21 protein-coding genes are annotated in these 21,931 nt (G+C 68.5%); 12 read left to right on the plus strand and 9 right to left on the minus strand.

Annotation, left to right across the window (positions count from 1 at the left end):
* Positions 1-1,048 precede the first annotated feature (1,048 nt).
* The 4 genes from J2W45_RS15345 to J2W45_RS15360 form a co-directional block, all read right to left on the minus strand.
* The gene (locus tag J2W45_RS15345) at positions 1,049-1,597 is read right to left on the minus strand and encodes a hypothetical protein (protein WP_310133529.1); all 549 of its coding nucleotides are present in this window, start codon (positions 1,595-1,597) and stop codon (positions 1,049-1,051) included.
* A 215-nt stretch (positions 1,598-1,812) separates the two neighbouring features.
* The gene (locus J2W45_RS15350) at positions 1,813-2,376 is read right to left on the minus strand and encodes a hypothetical protein (protein ID WP_310133532.1); all 564 of its coding nucleotides are present in this window, start codon (positions 2,374-2,376) and stop codon (positions 1,813-1,815) included.
* 77 nt (positions 2,377-2,453) lie between these two features.
* On the minus strand, positions 2,454-2,705 hold the full coding sequence (locus J2W45_RS15355) for a hypothetical protein (protein ID WP_310133535.1): 252 nt from the start codon (positions 2,703-2,705) through the stop codon (positions 2,454-2,456).
* Positions 2,706-2,748: 43 nt separating this feature from the next.
* Positions 2,749-2,967 (minus strand): dihydrofolate reductase family protein, encoded by a 219-nt coding sequence (locus J2W45_RS15360; RefSeq protein ID WP_310133537.1) that lies wholly within the window; start codon positions 2,965-2,967, stop codon positions 2,749-2,751.
* Positions 2,968-3,455: 488 nt separating this feature from the next.
* On the opposite strand from J2W45_RS15360, the gene J2W45_RS15365 reads away from it, so the two are divergent.
* A complete protein-coding gene (locus J2W45_RS15365; protein ID WP_310133540.1) occupies positions 3,456-4,157 on the plus strand; it encodes a VOC family protein in 702 nt (233 codons plus the stop codon).
* A gap of 295 nt (positions 4,158-4,452) precedes the next feature.
* Positions 4,453-7,002: a right-handed parallel beta-helix repeat-containing protein gene (locus J2W45_RS15370; protein ID WP_310133544.1), complete on the plus strand. Its 2,550-nt coding sequence runs from the start codon at positions 4,453-4,455 to the stop codon at positions 7,000-7,002.
* A gap of 39 nt (positions 7,003-7,041) precedes the next feature.
* Here the strand turns inward: J2W45_RS15370 and J2W45_RS15375 are convergent, their stop codons facing one another.
* Complete coding sequence (locus J2W45_RS15375) at positions 7,042-8,025, minus strand: aldo/keto reductase (RefSeq protein WP_310133547.1); 984 nt, start codon at positions 8,023-8,025, stop codon at positions 7,042-7,044.
* Positions 8,026-8,304: 279 nt separating this feature from the next.
* Between J2W45_RS15375 and J2W45_RS15380 the strand changes: the two genes are divergently transcribed.
* The 7 genes from J2W45_RS15380 to J2W45_RS15410 all read left to right on the plus strand — a co-directional run bounded on the left by J2W45_RS15380 (position 8,305) and on the right by J2W45_RS15410 (position 15,963).
* Positions 8,305-9,282 (plus strand): ABC transporter substrate-binding protein, encoded by a 978-nt coding sequence (locus tag J2W45_RS15380; RefSeq protein WP_310133549.1) that lies wholly within the window; start codon positions 8,305-8,307, stop codon positions 9,280-9,282.
* A 100-nt stretch (positions 9,283-9,382) separates the two neighbouring features.
* Positions 9,383-10,882, plus strand: coding sequence for a sugar ABC transporter ATP-binding protein (locus J2W45_RS15385; RefSeq protein WP_310135066.1), 1,500 nt, complete (start codon positions 9,383-9,385; stop codon positions 10,880-10,882).
* Positions 10,879-11,925, plus strand: a complete 1,047-nt coding sequence (locus J2W45_RS15390; RefSeq protein WP_310133551.1) for an ABC transporter permease — start codon at positions 10,879-10,881, stop codon at positions 11,923-11,925. Before J2W45_RS15385 ends, J2W45_RS15390 begins: the two co-directional genes overlap by 4 nt.
* Positions 11,922-12,953, plus strand: a complete 1,032-nt coding sequence (locus tag J2W45_RS15395) for an ABC transporter permease subunit (protein WP_310133555.1) — start codon at positions 11,922-11,924, stop codon at positions 12,951-12,953. The genes J2W45_RS15390 and J2W45_RS15395 overlap by 4 nt, the downstream gene beginning before the upstream one ends.
* Positions 12,954-13,002: 49 nt before the next feature.
* Positions 13,003-14,565: a sugar ABC transporter ATP-binding protein gene (locus J2W45_RS15400; RefSeq protein WP_310133557.1), complete on the plus strand. Its 1,563-nt coding sequence runs from the start codon at positions 13,003-13,005 to the stop codon at positions 14,563-14,565.
* 19 nt (positions 14,566-14,584) lie between these two features.
* Positions 14,585-15,652 carry a LacI family DNA-binding transcriptional regulator gene (locus J2W45_RS15405; protein ID WP_310133560.1) on the plus strand — a complete coding sequence of 356 codons (1,068 nt, stop codon included), beginning with the start codon at positions 14,585-14,587 and terminating at the stop codon, positions 15,650-15,652.
* Between the two features lie 86 nt (positions 15,653-15,738).
* Positions 15,739-15,963 carry a dodecin gene (locus J2W45_RS15410; protein ID WP_396427096.1) on the plus strand — a complete coding sequence of 75 codons (225 nt, stop codon included), beginning with the start codon at positions 15,739-15,741 and terminating at the stop codon, positions 15,961-15,963.
* 23 nt (positions 15,964-15,986) lie between these two features.
* Here the strand turns inward: J2W45_RS15410 and J2W45_RS15415 are convergent, their stop codons facing one another.
* The 3 genes from J2W45_RS15415 to J2W45_RS15425 all read right to left on the minus strand — a co-directional run bounded on the left by J2W45_RS15415 (position 15,987) and on the right by J2W45_RS15425 (position 18,033).
* A complete protein-coding gene (locus tag J2W45_RS15415) occupies positions 15,987-16,592 on the minus strand; it encodes a hypothetical protein (RefSeq protein WP_310133562.1) in 606 nt (201 codons plus the stop codon).
* 69 nt (positions 16,593-16,661) lie between these two features.
* Positions 16,662-17,507 (minus strand): alpha/beta hydrolase, encoded by an 846-nt coding sequence (locus tag J2W45_RS15420; protein WP_310133565.1) that lies wholly within the window; start codon positions 17,505-17,507, stop codon positions 16,662-16,664.
* Between the two features lie 124 nt (positions 17,508-17,631).
* On the minus strand, positions 17,632-18,033 hold the full coding sequence (locus tag J2W45_RS15425) for a hypothetical protein (protein ID WP_310133567.1): 402 nt from the start codon (positions 18,031-18,033) through the stop codon (positions 17,632-17,634).
* 83 nt (positions 18,034-18,116) lie between these two features.
* Between J2W45_RS15425 and J2W45_RS15430 the strand changes: the two genes are divergently transcribed.
* Positions 18,117-18,941 (plus strand): MerR family transcriptional regulator, encoded by an 825-nt coding sequence (locus J2W45_RS15430; protein ID WP_310133569.1) that lies wholly within the window; start codon positions 18,117-18,119, stop codon positions 18,939-18,941.
* 8 nt (positions 18,942-18,949) lie between these two features.
* Here the strand turns inward: J2W45_RS15430 and J2W45_RS15435 are convergent, their stop codons facing one another.
* Positions 18,950-19,420, minus strand: a complete 471-nt coding sequence (locus tag J2W45_RS15435; RefSeq protein WP_310135070.1) for a nuclear transport factor 2 family protein — start codon at positions 19,418-19,420, stop codon at positions 18,950-18,952.
* Positions 19,421-19,444: 24 nt separating this feature from the next.
* On the opposite strand from J2W45_RS15435, the gene J2W45_RS15440 reads away from it, so the two are divergent.
* Positions 19,445-20,608, plus strand: a complete 1,164-nt coding sequence (locus J2W45_RS15440) for a ScyD/ScyE family protein (RefSeq protein ID WP_310133572.1) — start codon at positions 19,445-19,447, stop codon at positions 20,606-20,608.
* Positions 20,609-20,719: 111 nt separating this feature from the next.
* Complete coding sequence (locus J2W45_RS15445; protein WP_310133574.1) at positions 20,720-21,892, plus strand: N(5)-(carboxyethyl)ornithine synthase; 1,173 nt, start codon at positions 20,720-20,722, stop codon at positions 21,890-21,892.
* Positions 21,893-21,931 lie beyond the last annotated feature (39 nt).

A 21,931-nucleotide genomic window follows, 5' to 3' on the forward strand; every position in this document is an offset into this window, starting at 1 on the left:
TGAGCAGAATGAGGCCACGACGGCCGGGGTCAGGCACCATGGAAGAGTCAAAAGGACACCGCCGGCGGTGAGAGCGGGTCCCCCTTTCGCAAGCCTCTCCACCGCCGCCGGATCACCAGCCGCGGTGACGGGGGATGGGTCTAGGGTTCACCGTTCCGCGGCAGCATGGCGACGATTCACCCCCGACGTCGCCACCGGCGCACGCCAAGCGTGACGCCGCGGGATCCCGGCGACCATCTGACGGCGCTGGGATCCCGCCCACCTCGTCGCCGCGCCAACCTCCGGGAGTACATTAATGGCTGACATCATCTGGCGCGTCGCTAGCGACCCCAGCTCGCACGCGTTCGCGCACGCCATCACCGCCCTCAATCATGCGCGCCGGCAGTCACCGCCGAACAGCCGGGCACCGTTCCGCCGCATCCGTACCCGCGCAGCTCGCATTCAAGCGACGGCAAGGGCTGGACGCCGCCTCATCGCCGAGTTCCTCACATCCAAGCCAAGTCGCCCAACTAGACCGTGCAGCCTCACTTTCGGCAGCCCCGGCAGGTGACCCCCCGCCCTGGACCCTCCTCACCGTCCCTTCGCCAGGCGCCGCGAGCGTCGCCGACCGTGTCTTCCTCGAGCTGCGTGAACGTGTCGACGACTTGATGTGCGAGCCTCCCCTTTCATGGAAGCGCGCCCGTGCCCGGCCGGCTCGATTTGTTCGAGCCGGCGTGTCGCGGTGCGTTCGTCGGCGATGTGCGACCGGCCTCAAACTTCGACGAGGGGTCGGCCAGGCGTCGGTCGGCCGGCGAATCCGATTCCGTGGTTCCGTGAATTCGTGGGGTGCGGGCAGGGCGAGGATCTCCGGCTCAATCTCCTCGTGGTCAATGGCGCAAGGCCCCACAACCTGGACCTCGTCGTACGCCACGACCTCCATCAGGTTGGCGCCGAGCACGGCACCGAACCGGAATTCGAGGAAGTCCGTCCATCCCCACGCGACGCCGTGATGGTCTCAGCCAGTGCGAGACCACGCTCGAGTCGATGGAGGGCTGTAGGGTGAACCGATCTAGCCGAGCGGCTCGATCGTCTCGGTTGCGGTGGCCCAGTCGTAGGAGCTCGGCGTGGAGATGCTGGCGTCGATCCTGAGATCCTGCGCGGGGGACCCGTCGCGCTTCACGACACCCGTTCCGTTCGTGTGGTTGGCGCCGGTCGAGTCGTTCGCCTGAGCGGTGAACATCGCCGTCTCGCCCGATCCGGTGCGGTACTCGACGTACATCGACAACTCGGCGAACATGTTGTGGCTGTAGCCCGTGATGATCTCGCAGCCACCGGCGGGCACGGTCGCCTGCGGCTGGGCGTTCCAGTGCTTGAGGGAGCCGTTCAGGCCGTCACTGGCCAGGGTCAGCACCTGGTCGGTGTCGTTGTTGATGATCATCTGGATGTTCACCCCGCCCTCGGTGTAGTCCTTAGCTTCGCACTCCCCGACCTGGGCCGACGGCTCGTCGGCCGCCTGGTCGGCGATGCTGTCGTCGGCGCTCGTCCCGCGAAGCCCTGCACACCCGGACAGGAGGCCTATTTCGATTAGCGCCAGCGGCAGCAGCAACGCCTTCTTCACTTGTTCTCTCACCCTTTCGCCGGGCCGCACCTATGGCGGCCTTCTGTCTCAGCTTTTCGGACGGGCCCCACCTGCGGGCTGTGCATTATTCCCAGTGAGCGGTGGGCTCACCTTTTCTCTCTGGGTAGAGTGCCGCTGTCCCGTCCGCTGGAATGAGCGCCTTCTGGCCGACCGCCGGGACCGGTCGGCGGAGCGCGTGCAGGACTTCGTTGCCTTCAACCGGGTGTCGGATCGGGGCGGCCCGGTAGTGACGCCGGAGCCGGCCGCAGAGATGATGCGCCAGCGCAGCTGAACTGCGGTTGGTTCAGTACTCCTCGGTGGGCGCCTCGCCCGGAGTCGTGGTGATGATTTCTTCGACGTCGCTGAGCCTGTATCCCCAGGTGGCGAGTTGTGTGAGGTAGGCGGCGTCGGCGCTGGTGGTATCGCCAGGATGGTTCACTGGTGACGGATTCGCAGGCGCCGAGCACGATCGCCAGGGCGACGTCCTTCGCTTTCGCCGGGCTCTTTTCGATGAGGGCGGCGAGTTTGTCGGCTTCGAAGTACCCGGTCTTCTCGATGCCCGGGAGGTGGTGGGCGAGTTCGTTGTCGTCGCGGGTGGCACTGCTGACCGCGTGCCGGTGGACCGTCAGCCCGGTCGCGATCATCACCGGGGTGTCCTTTGGGAGGGTCTTGCGGGACAGCGGTGTGGTCAGCCATTCGCGGCGGACGGTTTCGGCGGACGCCCAGGCTTTGTTGTTGGCAATGAGGGTACGGCGTTCCGCCTTCTGCTCCTCGGTCATCGGCTTACACCCATCGATGTCGGCCGATAACGAGGCTGCTAGACGCCGGCGGCGGAGCCGTATGCGATCGTGCCCGATCACGATTCGTCGGAGAATGAATCCTCGGTTGCCTCCTCGTGATCGGCTTTGGGATAGTTTCCGATGCGCTGATGTGCGCTGCGCACCAGCGGCACGCTGCCAGCTCGTTCGGCTCCGACGTAGGTGCCGACGATGTCCGGCTCGGGTCCTGCTCCTTCTTCTTCCGTGTATTGCCCGTGGACCTGGCGGGCGCCCGCCGTTTCCGGTTGTGCCTGTGTGTAGCGTCCCTCCAGGCTGTCGCGTTCACTCATCTGGATCGCCTCCTCAGTTGCGATGACGCAATTATCCCACTGATCACCGCGGAGTGGGGCGGTAAGTCAGCTCCTGGATGTCATGGTCCAGCGTGCGGCTCTCCAGAAGTTCGAGATCGACGTCGCCGGCTCCGCGGAGGATGGGGCTGATCCCGTTGCTCCCGGTGATGACCGGGAAGATGGTCACCTGCAGGCGATCCACCAGTCCGGCGGCCATCAACGCCCAGTTCAGCGTCATGCTGGCCAGGGAGCGCAGCGGCACCGTGGACTCCTCCTTGAGCCTGCTGATGGTGTCGACAGCGTCGCCTCTGACGATCGTGGCGTCGTGCCAGCCCCGGGGAGTCGTGCAGTGTCGAGGAGATGACCGTCGCCGGCAACCGCATCAGGCGCACGTTCCACTCGTCCTGAGAGTTGGGGTCCTCGCCCGAGGTGAGGATCCCCGCCACCTCGCGGAAGGTGGTGGCTCCGAAGACGATCCGCTGTTCGGTGGCGAAGATCGCGGCGCGATGCTCGAGCAGTTCCGGGCCCTGCTTGCTCCAATAGCCGCCCCAGTCGATGCCGTGGTCGGCGTAGGAACCGTAGCCGTCGAGAGTCGAGAAGACGTCCCAGGTGTAGGTGGCGGACATGCGAGGCTCTTTTCTGGGAAGGGCTGGCACGGGTCGATGTGGGCAACAAGGTAGCCGAAAGAGGAGCGCAAGCGGCATCCTGAGCCGTGTCGGCGGACGGGTGGCGAGGACTACCCTCGCGCTCATGGGCGTCCGATTCCACTCCGTCACCTTCCTCTCCGGCGACCCTGCCCGAGACGCATCCTTCTGGGGAGCCGTGCTCGGCCGGTCGCCGCGCGACGACCACGGTGGCATCCTGCTGCCCGGCGACGACACACAGGTCGGACTCCGCTTCGCCGTCGGCGAACCGCACGGCGCGCTGCGCAATCGGCTCCATCTCCACCTCAGCCGCGCCGAGCGCCGGCAGAGCGAGTCGATCGCCGCATGCGTCGAGTACGGGGCGAGGCTGCGCGGCAACGGCCACGTGCCGGCGGGCAGCTACGCGGCCATGGCGGACGTCGTCGGAGACGAATTCTGCGTCATCGAGGACGACAACGCGTACCTGGCGGGATGCGGACCGCTCGGTGAAGTCACGTGCGAGGGTACGCAGGCGACCGGCCTGTTCTGGAGCCGCGCGCTCGCCTGGCCGGTCGTGTGGGATCGCGGCGAGGAAGTCGCCATCCAGGCGCCCTCAGGCGGAACCAAGCTCGCCTGGAGCGGCGAGCCCATCGAGGCGGGCAAGCCCATAGATCGTCAGTACTTCACCGTGACCGCACCGTCTGGCGATCTTGAGGACGAGGTGGCACGGCTGCTCGGGCTCGGAGCAACGGATCCGGTTACGGACCGCTCGGGTGCGATGACCCTCCGCGATCCCGACGGCGTCCCGTTCGTCGTGCGCGCCGCCTGAGACCGGAAGGGATCGGAGATGAGGTCGGCGCGGGAGGAGGTCATCCGCGACTCGGTCGACGCCGTACGGCGGGCGATCGACTCGCAGGGTGAACCGGGTGTGAAATCGCGCCCGTTGGGCAAGACCACCGCTAGATTCAGCCCGGAGAGTCGACGAGTTCGTCTACTCCTCGTCAGGCCCAACGGGACCGCTGATCGCGATCGGTCCCGGACAGACCGGTTGGAGTTCCGTGAGTCAGAACAGCGCCTCTTCGCCCGACCCCATCCGACGGCCCCCGATCCGACAGGACCGGGTCGTGCGCAACACGGGCGGGCTGCTCGCCGCAGCGGCCCTGGCACTCGGCATCGCCCTCGTGCCGGCCGCGCCGAGCCAGGCCGCCACCTTCACCGTGACGACCACGGCCGACAGCGGGGCGGGGTCGCTCCGACAGGCCATGACCGACGCGAACAGCACGGCGGGGACGCACACGATCACCTTCGCCATTCCCGGAACCGGTCCGCACCTCATCGCTCCACTGACGGCCCTCCCGCAGCTCGGCACCATCACCGCCTCGGTCTCGATCGACGGATGCTCGCAGCCTGGCGCCGTCTGCGGACCCGGCGTGACGCCCTCGCCGCGGATCCAGATCAAGGGCTCGACCTTCCTGGTCCCGAAGACGCCGGTGCCCGTCGCCGTCCGCGGCCTCTCGATCACCGGAACGTCGAGGGGTGTCGTCGGCAATCGGACCGCCGTCAGCGGCGCCTTCCGCTACCCGGACGGACTGACCGTGGAGGACAACCTCTTCGGTATCACGCCGGACGGCGCCATCGACCCCGACGGCAGCGGCGTGATCTGCCGCAACAACCTCTCGGCCGAGGCGGGCCCGTCCGACGTCACCATCCGTCGCAACGCGTTCGGTGGTAGCACCGTCGGCATCAACTGCAGCAACAACTACGCCTTCGGTGTCGGCGGATTGTCCAGCGGACTCGTCATCGCCGACAACCGATTCGGAGTGGATGCCGCCGGGGGAGTCTCCGGGCCGAACGCGACGGCCATCGGCGTCGGTTCCACCACCGGTGCGCAGATCACCGGCAACATCATCGCCAACGGTACCGGCACCGGCGTGACGGTCCAGCGGGGGAACAGCGGGCTCCTGATCGAGGGGAACGAGATACGCGACAACGGCACGGACGGCATCGCCCTTGTCGGCGGCACGGGCAACAGCATGTTCGCCGGACCGGTCGCCATCACCGGCAACACGATCACCGGTAACGGCCGGGACGGTGTCTCGACCGTCGGTGCGAGCGACGTGACCATCGGGGGCGCGTCGGCGACCGACGCCAACACCATCACAGGCAACAGTGGCGACGGCGTGGCGATCGGCGTGAGCGGCGCAACCGACACCGGCTCCCGGGTGACCGTCCGCGGCAACGCGATCGATGGCAACACGGGCCTGGGCATCGACCTGGCCGACGACGGCGTGACGCCCAACGGACCCGCCGGCGTGCTGCGGACGGGGCCCAACTCCCTGATCGACTATCCGGTGCTCGACCGGGTGCAGCGCGGTTCCACGCATGTGACCGGCGTCTACACGGGCGCGGCGAACGCGACCTACACACTCGACTTCTACCTGAGCCCCACCCGCGACACCAGCGGCCACGGCGAGGGCGCCGAGCCTCTCGGCTCCTCGCAGCTCACCACGGATGCGACCGGGGCCGCGGCCTTCGACGTCACCTTCCCCGCGACGATCGGTCCGCAGGCCGTCGTGACCGCGACGGCCACGGATGCGGCAGGCAGCACCTCCGAGTTCAGCGCGGCATTGTCGGTCGGGCCGACGGCCACCGACGACCGGCTCCGCGCGACAGCAGGCCAGGCCGTGACGGCTCAACCCGCCGCCGACGATGCGCCCGGCGATGCGCCCGTCGACGCATCCACTCTGCGCCTGATCGATCCCGCGACCGGCGCGCTGACCACCTCCGTCACCCTGGCCGAAGGCGACGCCACGGTCGCTGCCGACGGCTCGGTCACCTTCACCCCGGCGGCGGGCAGGGTGGGAGCCTCGGCCGCGGTCCAGTACTCGGTGGCCGACACGACGGGAGCGCGCTCGGCGCCCGTGACGCTCGCACTCGTGATCGGCCCGGCAGCGGCCGACGCAAACGTCACGACCGCCTACCGCCACCCGGTGGATGTCGACCTCTCATCCGGAACCGCGCCCGGCTCCGCCTTCGCCGTGACCACCCCGCCTAAGCACGGCGAGGTCACCTCTGTCGGTGGCGGCGTCCTCCGGTATACCCCGGATGCCGGGTTCGCCGGCGGCGACGAGTGGTCGTACCAGGTCTGCGCGCCGTCGCCCGACGAGGTGCTGTGCGACACCGGTCGTGTCCACGTGACGGTCTCCGCACCGGCGCTCGCCGCCTCGCCGCAGCACCTCAGTGGCACGCCGGCCGGAGGAGGTGTGGGCACCGTGATCGGATCGGGAACCGTCGACGGCCAGCCGAGCACCGCCGCCGATGTGCTCGCGTCCGCAGTGGATGCACCCGCCGGCATCGCCATCGAGCCGGGTGGTGATGTCCGGCTTGCGGCCGGGATCGCCGCAGGGCACTACGCGTTCGTGTACCGGCTCTGCCTGGCCGCCGACCCGACGACGTGCGCGACCGCGTCCATCACCGTGCAGATCGACCCCGTCGCCGCAGCGCCGACCGTCGCATCCGGTGACGGAACGCCTGCCGGTCTCGCTACGACCGGCTCCGACCTTCTCCCGCCGCTGCTGGGAGCGCTGGCGGTCCTCCTTATCGGCGGCATGCTGGTCGGCATCCGCCGCCGCGCGGCCGTGAAGGCCCGAGGAGACACGGACGACTCGCGCTAGGACAACGATCCCGACAGGTGGCTGAGGCGGAAACGATCGTCAGAAGCCCTCGGGCTCCCGGGGCGTGTACGCCGCCTCCAGCCGGGCCACCTCGTCTTCCGTCAGCTCGAGCTCGAGGGCTGCCACCGCGTCGTCGATGTGGTGCGGTTTCGTCGCACCGACGATGGGTGCCGTCACGGCGGGCCGGCCGGCGACCCAGGCCAGCGCCACCTGCGCCATCGGCACATTCCGCTCGGACGCGACCGCGGCGACGGCGTCGACGATGGAGCGGTTCGACTCCTCGTGCGCACGGTATAGCGTCTTGCCGAACTCGTCGGTGTCGGCGCGGGTGCCGGAGCCGGAGGAGTCCCACGGGCGGGTCAGCCGGCCGCGCGCCAGCGGGCTCCACGGCAGCACCCCGATGCCGGTGGCTCGGCAGTACGGGTGCATCTCGCGCTCCTCCTCGCGATCGAGCAGGTTGTACTGGTCCTGCATCGAGACGAATCGGGTCCAGTGGTTCACGTCGGCGACCCGTTGGAGTTCGGCGAACTGCCACGCCCACATGCTCGAGGCGCCGATATAGCGGGCCTTGCCCGCTTTGACGACATCATGGAGGGCCTCCATGGTCTCCTCCATGGGCACGGTCGGATCGAATCGGTGGATCTGGTACAAGTCCACGTAGTCGGTCCCGAGGCGCGTGAGGGAGGCGTCGATCTCGTGCATGATGGCGGCGCGCGAGAGTCCTGCGCCGTTGCGGCCGGGCCGCATCCGGCCGTTCACCTTGGTGAAGATCTGGACGTCCTCCCGCGAGCCGAGCTCGGCCAGCAGAGCACCGGTGATCTCCTCGCTGGAGCCCAGGGAGTACACGTTCGCCGTGTCGAAGGCGGTGATGCCGGCCTCGAAGGCTCGGCGGACGAAGGGCCGGGCCTCGTCGATGCCGACGCTCCACGGGTGGCTGCCGCGTTCCGGATCGCCGTACGACATCATCCCCAGCACGACACCGCTGATCTCGAGACCGCTGCTACCCAGGCGAACCGTTCGCATACGAGGCTCCTCTGATCGTCAAAGAGTGTGGTCCAACTCTATTGACGTATGGGCCTGCGTACCGCAGCCGAAGCGTCTCGTTGAACGTCAGGCCCGCGATGCGGAGGTGCGAATGTGATGACGTCTCTCCCGCATGTACGGCCCCAGATCAGCCCCAGTTGACTATTGCGCGTGAAAATTGTGAAGGCTAACATCATCACATCGGCCGCCGCCGCGGCCGGATGCAGTCACACTCACCAGAGGCATTGATGCCTCCCTGAACAAGGAGGTTTGGGAAGTATGAAACGACGTCATTTCGGAGTCATCGCCCTCGCGGCCGGCGCAGCGCTCGCCCTCTCGGCATGCTCCAGCGGAGCGGGAGGCGCGTCCGGCGACTCCGGTTCCGGCCCGATCAAGATCGGATTCTCGCAGGTCGGCGCCGAGAGCGGCTGGCGCACCGCCAACACGAAGTCGCTGAAAGAGGCCCTGGCCTCCGACAACGGGTTCAAGCTCACGTTCTCCGACGCGCAGCAGAAGCAGGAGAACCAGATCTCCGCCATCCGGAGCTTCATCACACAGGGTGTCGACGCGATCGTCTTCGCCCCCGTCGTCGAGACCGGGTGGGATGACGTGCTCAAGGAGGCGAAGGACGCCGAGATCCCGGTGATTCTCGAAGACCGCTCGGTCGACTCCGACCCCAGCCTCTACACCTCCCGTGTCGGTGACGACTTCGAGAAGGAGGGCGAGACCGCCGGCAAGTGGGTCGCCGACAACTTCGCGGGCAAGTCCGCCAACCTCGTCGTGCTCGAAGGCACCACGGGTTCCGCGGCGGCGAACGACCGCACCACCGGCTTCAACCAGGCCATCAAGGGCACCGACGTGAAGGTGCTCGACTCGCAGACCGGCAACTTCACCCGCTCCGAGGGCAAGACCGTGATGGAAGGGTTCCTGCAGAAGTACGGCAAGAGCATCAACGTGCTCTTCGCGCAGAACGACGACATGGGACTCGGTGCCCTCGACGCCATCAAGGCGGCCGGTCTGACCCCTGGCAAGGACATCCAGATCGTCACCATCGACGGCACCAAGGACGGTCTGACGGCGCTCGCCGACGGACAGTTCAACTACGTCGTCGAGTGCAACCCGCTGCTGGGCGACAAGGTCGCGGAGGTCGTGAAGGCCGCGGTCGCCGGCAAGAAGGTGGACAAGCTCTACCTGGCCAAGGACGAGGCGTTCGACCAGGCGGCCGCGGAGAAGGCCCTCCCCACCCGTCCCTACTGACCCACCCCGGTGGCCGCGGTCCGACGGGCCGCGGCCACCATCCACCACGTCTGGAAACAGGAGGGTCGACGTGACCACCGAAGCAACCGCTGTCGTCGAGATGCGCGACATCGAGATCGAGTTCCCCGGGGTCAAAGCCCTGCAGGAGGTGTCCTTCCGGCTGTTCCCGGGGGAGGTGCACTCCCTGATGGGGGAGAACGGGGCGGGGAAGTCCACCCTGATCAAAGCCCTCACCGGCGTCTATACGCCGGACTCCGGCAGCATCACGGTCCACCGGCGTCCCGTCGAGTTCGCCGGCACTGCCGACGCGCAGGCCGCGGGCATCGCCACCGTGTATCAGGAGGTCAACCTCTGCACCAACCTGACCGTGGGCGAGAACGTCATGCTGGGCGCCGAGGTGCGCAGGCCGTGGGGCGTCGACTGGAAGGCCACCCACCGCCGGGCCGCCGACCACCTCGCCGCGCTCAACCTCGACATCGACCCCCGGTCGCCGCTGTCGAGCCACTCCATCGCCGTCCAGCAGCTGGTCGCGATCTGCCGGGCCACCGTCATCGACAGCTCGGTGCTCATCCTCGACGAGCCCACCTCCAGCCTCGACAGTTCGGAGGTGCAGCGCCTGTTCGCGGTCATCCGCCAGCTGCGGGACCGCGGCGTCGCCATCCTCTTCGTCTCGCACTTCCTCGACCAGGTGTACGAGATCTCCGACCGGCTGACGGTGCTCCGCAACGGCCGGCTGGTCGGCGAATACCCCGTGTCGGAGCTGCCCCGCGACCAGCTGATCGGCAAGATGCTGGGCCGCGAGCTCGCCGAGCTGGAACAGCTGGAGCATCGCGCGGCCGAGACTCGTATCGAGCGTGACACCGAACCCGCGCTCAAGGTGCTCGGCCTCGGCCGCCGCGGCCAGATCCAGCCCTTCGACCTCGAACTCTACGAGGGGGAGGTCGTCGGACTCGCGGGCCTGCTCGGCTCGGGCCGCACCGAGCTCGCCCGCATCCTCTACGGCGCCGACCGGCCCGACAGCGGTTCCACCTGGATCAACGGCAAGCCCGCGCACATCGGCAGCCCGCGCGCCGCAGTGGATCACCGCCTCGCGTTCTCGTCGGAGGACCGCCGCAGCGAGGGGATCGTCGGCGATCTGACCGTGCGCGAGAACATCGTGCTCGGTCTCCAGGCCAAACGCGGGTGGGCGCGGCCCTTGCCGCGCGGACTGCAGGACACCCTGGTCAGCGAGTACATCTCCATGCTCGACATCCGGCCGGCGAACCCGAACGCGCTCATCCGCAACCTCTCCGGCGGCAACCAGCAGAAGGTCCTCTTGGCTCGCTGGCTGGCCACCCAGCCCGAGATCCTCATCCTCGACGAGCCCACCCGCGGCATCGACATCGGGGCGAAGGCCGACATCCAGAAACTGGTGACGAAGCTCGCTGCCGACGGGATGGCTGTGCTATTCATCTCGTCAGAGCTCGAGGAAGTCGCCCGGTTGTCTCAGCGCATCTACGTGCTCCGCGATCGTCAGACGATCGCCGAGATCGAGAACCAGGAAGGCATCGACGTGGACGACATCGTCACCCTCATCGCGAACGGACCGGCACCCGCATGATCTCGCGCGCATTCCACCACCGGCTGTTCTGGCCGATCCTCGCGCTCATCGTGCTGGTCGCCATCAACACGATCTCGCGACCCAGCTTCCTCAGCATCAGCGTCCAGAACGGGCAGCTGTACGGCTCGCTGATCGACATCCTCCGCAACAGCGCGCCGCTCATGCTGGTCGCCCTCGGGATGACCCTCGTCATCGCCACCCGCGGCATCGACCTGTCGGTCGGCGCGGTCATCGCCATCTCGGGAGCGGTCGCGCTGAGCATCATCGCCGACTCGCCCGACCCGAATTCACCCGGCGTCGTCGCGGTCGCCGTGCTCACCGCGGTGGCGATCAGCCTGGTCTGCGGGCTGTGGAACGGCTTCCTCGTCGCCGGGCTCGGCATCCAGCCCATCATCGCCACCCTCGTGCTGATGCTCGCGGGCCGCGGCATCGCGATGCTGATCACCCAGGGGCAGATCACCACGATCACCAGCGCGCCGTACGCCTTCTTCGCGTCCGGATACGTCTTCGGCCTCCCCTTCGCCTTCTACGTCGCGGCCGCCGCGGTCGTGCTGGTGAGCGTGATCGTGCGGCGCAGCGCACTCGGGATGCTGCTGGAGTCGGTGGGCATCAACCCGCAGGCGAGCCGGCTCGCCGGCGTCCGCAGCCGCGGCATCGTCTGGGCGGTGTACGGCGTGAGCGGGCTGATGGCGGGTGTCGCCGGCATCCTCTACAGCTCGAACATCATGGCCGCCGACGCCAACAACGCCGGGCTCAACACCGAAGTGGATGCGATCCTCGCGGTGGTCATCGGCGGCACCTCGCTGGCCGGCGGCAAGTTCCTGCTCTCCGGCACCGTGGTCGGCGTCTACATCATCCAGACGCTCACCTCCACGATCACCTTCCTCGGCGTACCGCCCGCGGTCACCCCGCTGTTCAAGGCGATCGTCGTGATCGCGGTCTGCCTCATCCAGTCCCGCCGGGTGCGCGAGTACCTGGCCACCCGCCGTCGAGCCCGTGCCGGTGCGCGGGTCAACGCAGAAAGGGTCCCGGTCGCACAATGACAACCAGCATCACGGCCCCGCCCACCGAGGGCACGCCGAGGATCACCACGTACAGCCGCCGCCACCGCTGGCAGGTGCGGCTCGTCGCGTGGCTGCCCGTGCTGGCGACCGCGGGCATCCTCGTCGCGATGTTCGTCGCCGGCGAGATCCTGTTCGGCAACTTCATCACACCGCGGCTGATCTCCTCCCTGCTGCTCGACAACGCCTACCTGATCGTCCTGGCGGTCGGGATGACCTTCGTCATCATCACCGGCGGCATCGACCTGTCGGTCGGCGCGGTGGTCGCGTTCAGCGGGATCCTCGGAGCCCAGCTCCTGCACACCGGTTGGCCGGCGTACGTCGTCATCCCGGTGATGGTGCTGAGCGGCTCGGTCATCGGACTGGTGATCGGGATCATGGTGCAGGTCTTCGACATCCAGCCGTTCATCGCCTCCCTCGCCGCCATGTTCCTGGCCCGCGGGCTCGCGTACGTCGTCAGCCTCCAGTCGCTGCCGATTACGGACCCGACGGTGCTGTGGTTGCAGTCCACCCGGATCAAGCTCGGAGGCGGCTGGTACATCACGCCGACCGTCGTGCTCGCCCTGCTCACCGTCGCGGTCGCGTTCTGGGTGCTCCACTACACGCGTTTCGGCCGGACGGTCTATGCGATCGGCGGCAACGAGCAGTCCGCTCGTCTGATGGGTCTCCCGGTGCGCCGCGTGCGGCTGGCCGTGAACGTGATCAGCGGGACGTGCGCCGGAGTCGCCGGCTGGATCTTCGCCTCGTACACCGGGTCGGGCTACAGCCTGACCGGCCTGGGCATGGAGCTCGACGCCATCGCCGCGGTCGTCATCGGCGGGACGGTGCTCACCGGCGGAAGCGGGTACGTGATCGGCTCGCTGCTCGGCGTCATGGTCTACGGGCTCATCGAGATCAGCATCACCTACATCGGTGTCGACTCCTGGTGGACGAAGATCGTCATCGGCTCGCTGCTCCTGCTCTTCGTCGTGCTGCAGCGCTTCATCGTCTCCCGGCGACGGAGCAGGTGACCCGAACCGCTAGAGTGCAGTCGGCGGACGGTCCGACGTGTGAGGTGCGATGACGCAGCAGAGCCCGGTGCTCGAGATGGAGGGCATCTCCGTCGCCTTCCCGGGCGTCAACGCACTCGACCGGGTGACGTTCCGCATGTTCCCGGGCGAGGTGCATTCGCTCCTCGGTGAGAACGGCGCAGGCAAGTCGACGCTGATCAAGGCGATGACGGGCGCCATCCGGTTCGACTCCGGCGAGCTGCGGCTGTTCGGCGAGCCGGTCCGGTTCGCCGGCCCGGTGGACGCGCAGCGCGCCGGGATCAGCGCGGTCTACCAGGAGGTCGACCTCATCCCCACGCTCAGCGTGGGGGAGAACATCATGCTCGGCCGGGAAGCCCGCCGGGGCGGCTCGATCGATTGGAAGCGCACGCACCTCCTCGCGGCGGAGGCCCTGGAGGCGCTCAACGTCGACATCGACCCGCGCACGCCGCTCAGCTCGCACTCCTTCGCCGTGCAGCAGCTCGTGGCGATCGCGCGCACCGTCGCCGCCGACGCCCGGATCGTGGTGCTCGACGAGCCGACGTCCAGTCTCGACAACGACGAGGTCACCGACCTGTTCCGGGTGATCCGGGCGATGAAGGAGCAGGGAGTCGCCATCCTGTTCGTGTCGCACTTCCTCGAGCAGGTCTACGAGATCAGCGACCGACTCACGGTGCTGCGCGACGGCCAGCTGGTAGGGGAGTACCAGCCGGATCAGCTGCTGCGCATCGAGCTGGTGAAGAAGATCGTCGGACGCGACATCGACGAGCTGACCGGTCAGCATCGCCGGCCGCTCGGCGAGGTCGACGGCGAGGAGGCGCCGCCCCTTCTGGAGGCGCACCAGCTCCGCCGCGCGAACGCGATCGAGCCGTTCGACCTGGAGGTTCACGAGGGCGAGGTGGTCGGCGTGGCCGGATTGCTCGGTTCCGGCCGGACCGAGCTCGCCCGGCTCCTCGGCGGGGCGGATCAGCCCGACGGCGGCGCATTGGTCGTCGAGAACAGGCGACGGCGCTTCGCCTCGCCACGGAACGCTATCCGGGCCGGGGTGATCTACTCGCCCGAGAACCGGGCGGCAGACGGCATCCTGCCGGAGCTGACGATCCGCGAGAACATCGTGCTGTCGCTGCAGTCCGACCGCGGATGGTTCCGGCCGCTGTCGAAGAGCCGCCAGACGGAGCTGGCGCGCAGCTACATCGAGTCGCTCCACATCCGCCCGGCGGATCCCGAGGCGCTCGCCGGAACCCTGTCGGGAGGGAACCAGCAGAAAGTGCTCCTGGCGCGGTGGCTCGCCATGGCGCCGAAGCTGCTCATCCTGGACGAGCCCACCCGCGGGGTCGACATCGGCGCGAAGGTGGACCTCCAGCGCCTTGTCCTCGAACTGGCCGCCAACGGCATGGGCGTCATGTACATCTCGGCCGAGCTGGAGGAAGTGCTCCGGCTCGGCCGTCGCATCGTCGTGCTGCGGGATCGCGAACTCGTCGCCGACATCGCGAACGACGGGCTGACGATCGACAACGTCCTGGCGCTCATCGCGTACGCCGCGTCCCCCGACGGCATGGCGGGCGCCGTTCCGCCTGCCAGCCATAATGAGTAGCAGGCTGACGGACGGACAAGTGGCGAAGCAACCGGATAACGCGCGGAAGGCGAACATCTTCGATGTCGCCCGGCTCGCCGGCGTGTCGCATCAGACGGTCTCGCGCGTGCTCAACGACCTCCCGAACGTGCGCCCGGCCACGCGCAAACGCGTGGAGGAGGCCATCCGGCAGCTGCACTACACGCCCTCGCCCGCAGCGCGCGCCCTCGTCACCAAGCGGTCGAGGATGGTCGGGCTGGTCCAGGCGTCGGCCGGCGAATACGGGCCGTCGCAGACCGTCGTCGCGTTCAACGAGGCGGCGCGGGCGGCGCAGTACGGCGTGCTCACGATCGAGATGGCGAGCGGGGAGGGCGGGGCCGTGCGTCAGGCGGTGGAGACCCTGGTGCGGCAGAACGTCGAGGGGGTCGTGCTCATCTGCGACAACCGGTACGTGCTCGACGCCATCTACGAGACGGAGGTCGGCATCCCGGTCGTCGCCATCGACACTGCTGCTCCCGGCCACGCCTTCTCGGTGGCGATCGACCAGGCCGCCGGGGCGCGGCAGGCCGTACGCCACCTCATCGACGCCGGGCACCGCGACATCGCCCACCTGGCCGGCCCGACCCATTCGCCCGACGCGCAGGCGCGGATCGACGGGTGGCGGGCGGAGCTGGCCGACCACGGTCTGGTGGCGCGTCCGCACGGCCTCGGCGACTGGACGGCGGCCAGCGGATACCAGTTCGGCAGGACGTTCCCCGTAGGCGAGCCGTTCACCGCCGCTTTCATCGCGAACGACCAGATGGCCATCGGTTTCATCAGCGCACTGGCGGAGCGCGGCTACCGCATCCCGGAGGACATCAGCGTCGTCGGTTTCGACGACATCCCGGAGGCGCCGTACGTCCGCCCGGCGCTGACGACGGTCCGCCAGGACTTCGCGGCGGTCGGGCAGGCCGCGCTCGCGCTCATGCTCGAGGTGCTGGACGACGGTGAGAGCGCTCCGGACCCCGTGGTGCTTCCGCCGGTCCTCCAGGTGCGGGCATCCACTGCGCCGGCGAGCCCGGCTCGGGATGGCGCGACGGCGGAGGTGCCGTCCCGGCAAGCGGTCTGACGCGCTCGCGAGGACGGCCATCTAGCGGCGCCGCCCGGCCACGCGGCAGACTGATCCCATCCGGAGGCACACCGAGTGTTGGGAGCGTGGCCGTGACGAACCGCACATACCGAGTGATCGAGATCGTGGGCACGTCGCCCGACGGGACGGATGCGGCGATACGCAACGGGATCGAGCGAGCGTCGAGGACCGTCCGCGAGATCGACTGGTTCGAAGTGACCGAAACCCGCGGGGAAGTCGAGGGCGGACGTGTCGCCCACTTCCAAGTGACTCTGAAGGTGGGATTCCGGCTCGAGGAACTCGCCGACTGACTCCCGCGCCGCAGTGCGCGGGCTCAGGAGCGACGGGTGAACTTCTCGAGGAATCCCGCCACCGGTCGCTGCTGCTCGCCCTGCTGCGCGCCGAGCACGATCAGAGCACCGGTGAGCGCCGGAAGCACCCATTGCAGGATGCGCTGCTTCTTCTGAGCAGCTGCGAGCTTCTCCGACGCCGTCGGGTCCGGCTCGGTCACGCCTTCGGCGCCCTGATCGGCGTTCTCGCCGATCGTCTTGCCGAGCATGGCCGAGTACAGGCTCGCAGCTCCGGCGAGCCCGGTGATCGCCAGCTTGACGACCGTGTTGCCGCGTGCTTCCGACTGGGCGGCCAGGCGTTCCTTGTTGCCGGCGATCAGGCCGACGCCACCGATTCCGTGAACGATGATCGCGCCGAGCTGCACGGGCGCCCATTTCGCCCATCCCGCCGACGAGAGCCGGAGCCGCTCCGACGGGTCCTTCGCTTTCGCGGTGCCACCATTGAGCCCGACAGCTCCCATCAAGGTGCCGCCGAACCAGGCCGCCAACCCCAGATCGTGCATTGCTCGAACCACTGTGTTGCGTGCCGACATGTTGCGTCCGTTCTCGTCGAGCAGGAGCACGTGCTCCTGCTGATCCTGAGCGCCCACGCAATCACCCGCCTCGGGGATCAGCGAGAGGTTAACTTGTGCGGATTCGGTGGAGACGAGCGGGCGGCGTCAGCGCGCGACGTGACGCTGCACGAACTCGAGCGTCTCGTCGGCCACCTCCCGCCATCCCGAGTCGATGATCAGCGAATGCCCGCGACCCGGGATGACCACGAGCTCCGTCACCTCGGGGTTCTTCAGCTGGATGCGGTACTCGTTCTCGACCACGGACTGCGGCACCGTGTGGTCGTCCGCCCCTGCGATGAGGAGCAGCGGCCCGCGGTCGTGGTTGTCGGTGATGACCTTGGTCTCGGCGAACGGGTTGAAGTTGGCGGTGGCGGCCTGGAAGATCGGCACCTTCGACGCCGGCACGTGGTACTTCTCGTAGAGCGCCCGGCCCTCCTCCTCCGGCACGGCGTTGGTCCAGCCGTACGCGAACTGCTCGTAGGTGAGAGTGACGCCGTGCTTGGAATGGTTGAAGGTCAGGAGGGCGGGCGCACCTGCTTTGAGCGCCGACGCGGGCAGGGCCGTCACCCCCTTGAACTGGGCCGGGTCGATCGCCACGGTGACCGCGTTCTTCCCCTCGCCGGCCAGCTTCTGCGCGATGAGACCGCCGAAGCTGTGGCCGACGACCACCGGCGCCTGATCCAGCGCGTCGATCGCCTCCGCGTAGTGGTCCGTGACCTGACGGACCATCTTGCCGGCGAATACATCCGGATCGGACTTCGCCTGCTCCACCGTCTCCGGATCGTCGGGCCAGCCCGGTGCGATCGCGGCGAACCCCTGCTCCTCGAACAGGTCGCGCCAGGGTTGCCAGCTGCTGGACAGCAGCCACAATCCGTGGACGAACACCACGGGGATCCGCCCGGAGGCGTTGGCGGCGTCGATCTCGTCCCGTTCGGCGGAGGTCAGGGGCATGGTGCGACTCCTTCGGGTCGAGGAACCAGTCTGCGGGTGAAGGTAACGCTGGGTCGCAGTCTGCTGGGTGGCGGGGCGGGGGCACAAGATGCAAGCCGCAGGAGTGCCTCTCTCGCTGAGTTCGTCAGCGCCGGGTGAGTGCGTCCCGGCCGGCGACAGGGGTGATCCCCCGCGCACCGTCGCGCAGTCGCGCGTCATCCGTCACCAGGAAGTCGGCCTGCAGGTGCGCCACGGCAAGGTATTCCGCGGGTCGCGGGTCGGCCCATCCGAGGTCATGGGCGATCTTCCACGCTGTCGCCCGTGAGACCCGGTCTCCGAGGAGCCGGATCTTCATCTCGGCGAACAGGTCCAGCTCACGGCGCCCCTCAGCCTCCGTCAGGTTCGTCTCCCGGACCTCGTCGAACAGCAGCGCGAGGACATCCGATCGCAGCGCAGCCGGTGCCACGAGCTGGTGCCCGGAGCTGAGGACGATGTCGCGCCGGAGGAGGGCGACGCACGTGGGCGCATCGATGGCGAATCGGGCCACACGCCCATGGTCCTCCCGTCGCCCTGCCGCGCGCCATGGGGCTTGACCCTGACACCGTGTCAGGCTGGAGTGTGGCCTCCATCATGTACACAATCGGGGAATTCGCGGCGATCGGGAGAATCAGCGTGCGGATGCTGCGGCACTACGACGCGATCGGCCTGCTGCCACCGGCGCACGTCGACGAGAACAACGGGTACCGCTTCTATTCGGACGTGCAGCTTGCGAGCCTGCTCCTGATCGTCGAGCTGCGACAGCTCGGGAGCGGCCTGGACGCCATCGCCGCCGTGCTCGCCTCGACGGACCCGCGGCCCGCCCTGACGGCGGCGCTGCGGCAACGCCGGGCCGAGCTGGTGGCGGGAATCGCCCAGGACCGCGACCGGCTCGACCGGCTCGAGCGGCGCCTCGACATACTGGAAGGAACACGAATCATGTCCACACTCGTCGAATACCGCCCCCTGGAGGCGGCCACCGTCTACGCTGTCAGCGGCACCGCGCCCGGGATGGGGCCGGAACTCGTGGGGCCGGTGGTCGGGCCGCTCATCGAATCGCTCGATCGGGCTCTGGAGGCGGCGGGGCGTCCGATCCTCGCGCCTTCCACGTTCTGGTACGAAGCCCGGGACGACGAACGGCTCGAGGTGAACATCTCCTACCCTGCGGAGACACCTCCCCAGCCCGGCGAGGGCTACGACATCGTCGAGCTGCCTGCGGTGCCCCTGGCCGCGACGCTGATGCACCACGGCGACATGTCCGGCATCGGCGACTCGTGGATGGCGCTCATCGAGAGCCTCGTCGCCGACGGCTACCGCATCGTCGGCCCCACCCGCGAGGTGTACGTACGGGCCACCGGCCACATCCCGGGCCCCGACTGGCTGACCGAACTCCAGGCGCCCGTCGAGCGGGCCTCCTGAACAGAGCTTCAGGAGGGTGGACGGGATTCATCCGAGGGCGGTTGGGCATCGCCGTCGATGAGAGTGTCGCCGTGACGGTGGGCGACCCTCCACTGACCGTCCTCACGCCGGTACACCTGCGTCGCCCGCAACGTGTAGGTGCGGGGTCGTCCGTCCACGGAGACGGAGGTGTGTTCAAGCGCCGCTGTGTAGGCCATGTCGCCGACCACATCGAAGGCGACCAGATCCATCGTCGACGATGTGCAGTCGGAGAAGCTCGCGGCGAGGTAGGCGAAGAGCTCGTCGATCTCCTCCTGACCCGTCGCGTTGCGCCAGGCGCCCAGAACGCTGACCGGCTCACGGCTCCTCTGCTCACCTGCCCGTGAGCAAGGGCTCGATGCATGCGATCGAGGCCGTGCCGGAAGGGATGTCGGGCTATCCCCGCCCCAACTCCCAGTGCTAGCTTCTCGACTGTTTGTGGGGGGAAGACGTGGCCGTATCGATGGAGATAAGGAGTCATGTCGATGAGATCACTTCACATCGCCATACGCGCGGGGATGCCCGCGCTGCTCGTCGCGGCGCTGGTCGCCGCCGGAGCCACCTCCGCTGAGGCCACCACCGTCACCGCCCCGAAGCCGCCGGCCGGGTCGGTGCAGGTGGTCGTCTCGGGGCTGGACAACCCACGTGGCCTGTCGTTCGGGACGGGCGGGCAGCTGTTCATCGCCGAAGCCGGGCACGGCGGGTCGTTGCCGTTGGGCGGCGGACCCGAAGGGGACCAGTACGCGGGCCTCACCGGCAAACTCGGGGTGTGGAAGAACGGCGTGCTGACGCATCCCATCACCGGGTTCTTCTCGGCTGCCGACCAGTCCGGCGCAGCTGCCGAAGGCCTGGTGTCCGTCGACGCGCAGGGGAGGTGGGTGACCGGGCAGATCGCGCTGAACACCGCGCCGATCCCGCCGCTGCCGCCGGGCAACCCGATCGTGGACGCCGCGCGGGCGCAGCTCGGTCGCACGGTGGCGTTGGACCCGTCGTCAGGGACCTGGTCGTCGATCGCCTCCACGGGGGATGCCGACTACGCCTGGACCGCCGCGCACAAGGACCTGGTCCCGGACCAGTTCCCTGACGCCAACCCGAACTCGGTGATCACCGTCGGCAACACCCGCTACGTCGCGGACGCCGGCGCCAACATCCTCGCCAAGGTGGACAAGTACGGCGCCGTTTCGACGGTGGCGTTCATGCCCGCTCCGGCCGGGTCGGTCACGGACGGCGTGAGCACCTGCGTCGCCAAGGCTCCCGAAGGCTCGTTCTACGTGACGGAGCTGCTGGGCGGCACGTACGCGCCGGGTGGCGCTCGCGTCTGGCAGGTCTGGCCGGACGGCACCGCACGCGTCAAGTGGACGGGCTTCAGCACCATCCAGGGCTGCGGCTTCGACGGATCTGGCAACTTCTACGTCACGGAGTTCCAGATCAACGGACTGAACCCGAGCCCGACCGGCGACCCGACCGGGGCGCTCGTGAAGATCAGCCCGAGCGGGCAGCGCACCACCTACGGGGTCGGACAGCTGTTCTTCCCGTCGGGCTTCGCCTTCCGCGGCGGCAGCGCCTACGTGTCGAACTGGTCGATCATGCCGGCCACCGGGATGAACGGCCACAGCGGGCAGGTCGTCCGCATCAACGTGGGGGAGTGAGCGCGGAAGAGCATGTCGTCGGCCCGGGTGTCCATGTGGGCACCCGGGCCGCGACGTCGCGGGCGTAGTCTGAGACGACGGAGCCACCGTGGCGCCCATGAGGGAGCCACCATGTCGGCCGATTCCCGTTCTTCCGTACCGTTGACGCTCGGCGTCCTCGCCACCTCCGCGAAGCCGGACGAGCGGCGGCTGCCCCTGCATCCGGCACGCCTCGACCGCATCCCGGCCGAGCTACGTGAGCGCATCGTGCTCGAGACCGGGTACGGCTCCCGGTTCGGCGCGACCGACGACGCGTTGCGTCCCTTGGTCGGACGCATCGCCTCCCGCGCCGACGTGATCGCGTCGAGCGATATCGTGCTGCTGCCCAAGCCGCAGCCCTCCGACCTGGACGACCTGCGCGACGGCCAGGTGCTCTGGGGGTGGCCGCACTGCGTGCAAGACACGCAGATCACGCAGCGGGCCATCGACAAGCGCCTGACGTTGATCGCCTTCGAGGCGATGAACCACTGGACGAGCAGCGGCAATTTCGCCCTGCACGTCTTCCACGTCAACAACGAGCTCGCAGGGTACTGCTCGGTGGTCCATGCTCTCGGGCTGGTCGGCCGCACCGGCGACTACGGCCGGCGCCTCAACGCCGTCGTCATCGGATTCGGGGCGACCGCCCGCGGCGCGGTGACCGCGCTGAACGCCCACGGCATCCACGACGTGCAGGTCCTCACCAACCGGGAGGTCGCCGCGGTCGGCTCGCCCATCCACTCCGTCCGCATCGTGCAGTTCGACCACGATGACGACGCTCCGTTCCTCAGCCACGTCATCACCGACGCCGAGAGGGTGCCGCTCGCCCCGTTCCTCGCCCAGGCGGACATCGTCGTGAACTGCACCCTGCAGGATCCGAACGCGCCCCTCACCTACCTGACGGAGGACGATCTGGAGGCGTTCGCCCCCGGAAGCCTGATCGTCGACGTCTCCTGCGACGAGGGGATGGGGTTCAGCTGGGCGCGCTCGACCACCTTCGCCGACCCCATCTTCGAGGTCGGCGACCGTGTGCAGTACTACGCCGTCGACCACAGTCCGTCCTACCTCTGGGACTCGGCGACCTGGGAGATCGGAGAGGCGTTGACGCCGTTCCTGGAGGTCGTGATGGCCGGGCCCGACGCGTGGCAGGCCGACCCGACCATCCGTCGTGCGATCGAGATCCAGGACGGGCTCATCGTGAACCCGGCGATCCTCACCTTCCAGAACCGCGAGCCCCTGCCGCCGTACCGGGAGACCCTCCGCCGCTGACGGATGCGAGTCGTCAACTGGCTGGTGTTCTCGCACTAG

The sequence above is a fragment of the Leifsonia shinshuensis genome (assembly GCF_031456835.1).
Classification (GTDB): Bacteria; Actinomycetota; Actinomycetes; order Actinomycetales; family Microbacteriaceae; genus Leifsonia; species Leifsonia shinshuensis_C.

Bases quoted from the DNA above. Each gene is read 5' to 3' on its own strand.
- J2W45_RS15350 (WP_310133532.1), bottom strand. From the start codon at position 2,376: ATGACCGAGGAGCAGAAGGCGGAACGCCGTACCCTCATTGCCAACAAC.
- J2W45_RS15355 (WP_310133535.1), bottom strand. From the start codon at position 2,705: ATGAGTGAACGCGACAGCCTGGAGGGACGCTACACACAGGCACAACCG.
- J2W45_RS15365 (WP_310133540.1), top strand. From the start codon at position 3,456: ATGGGCGTCCGATTCCACTCCGTCACCTTCCTCTCCGGCGACCCTGCC.
- J2W45_RS15375 (WP_310133547.1), bottom strand. From the start codon at position 8,025: ATGCGAACGGTTCGCCTGGGTAGCAGCGGTCTCGAGATCAGCGGTGTC.
- J2W45_RS15380 (WP_310133549.1), top strand. From the start codon at position 8,305: ATGAAACGACGTCATTTCGGAGTCATCGCCCTCGCGGCCGGCGCAGCG.
- J2W45_RS15385 (WP_310135066.1), top strand. From the start codon at position 9,383: ATGCGCGACATCGAGATCGAGTTCCCCGGGGTCAAAGCCCTGCAGGAG.
- J2W45_RS15390 (WP_310133551.1), top strand. From the start codon at position 10,879: ATGATCTCGCGCGCATTCCACCACCGGCTGTTCTGGCCGATCCTCGCG.
- J2W45_RS15395 (WP_310133555.1), top strand. From the start codon at position 11,922: ATGACAACCAGCATCACGGCCCCGCCCACCGAGGGCACGCCGAGGATC.
- J2W45_RS15400 (WP_310133557.1), top strand. From the start codon at position 13,003: ATGACGCAGCAGAGCCCGGTGCTCGAGATGGAGGGCATCTCCGTCGCC.
- J2W45_RS15420 (WP_310133565.1), bottom strand. From the start codon at position 17,507: ATGCCCCTGACCTCCGCCGAACGGGACGAGATCGACGCCGCCAACGCC.
- J2W45_RS15430 (WP_310133569.1), top strand. From the start codon at position 18,117: ATGTACACAATCGGGGAATTCGCGGCGATCGGGAGAATCAGCGTGCGG.
- J2W45_RS15440 (WP_310133572.1), top strand. From the start codon at position 19,445: ATGAGATCACTTCACATCGCCATACGCGCGGGGATGCCCGCGCTGCTC.
- J2W45_RS15445 (WP_310133574.1), top strand. From the start codon at position 20,720: ATGTCGGCCGATTCCCGTTCTTCCGTACCGTTGACGCTCGGCGTCCTC.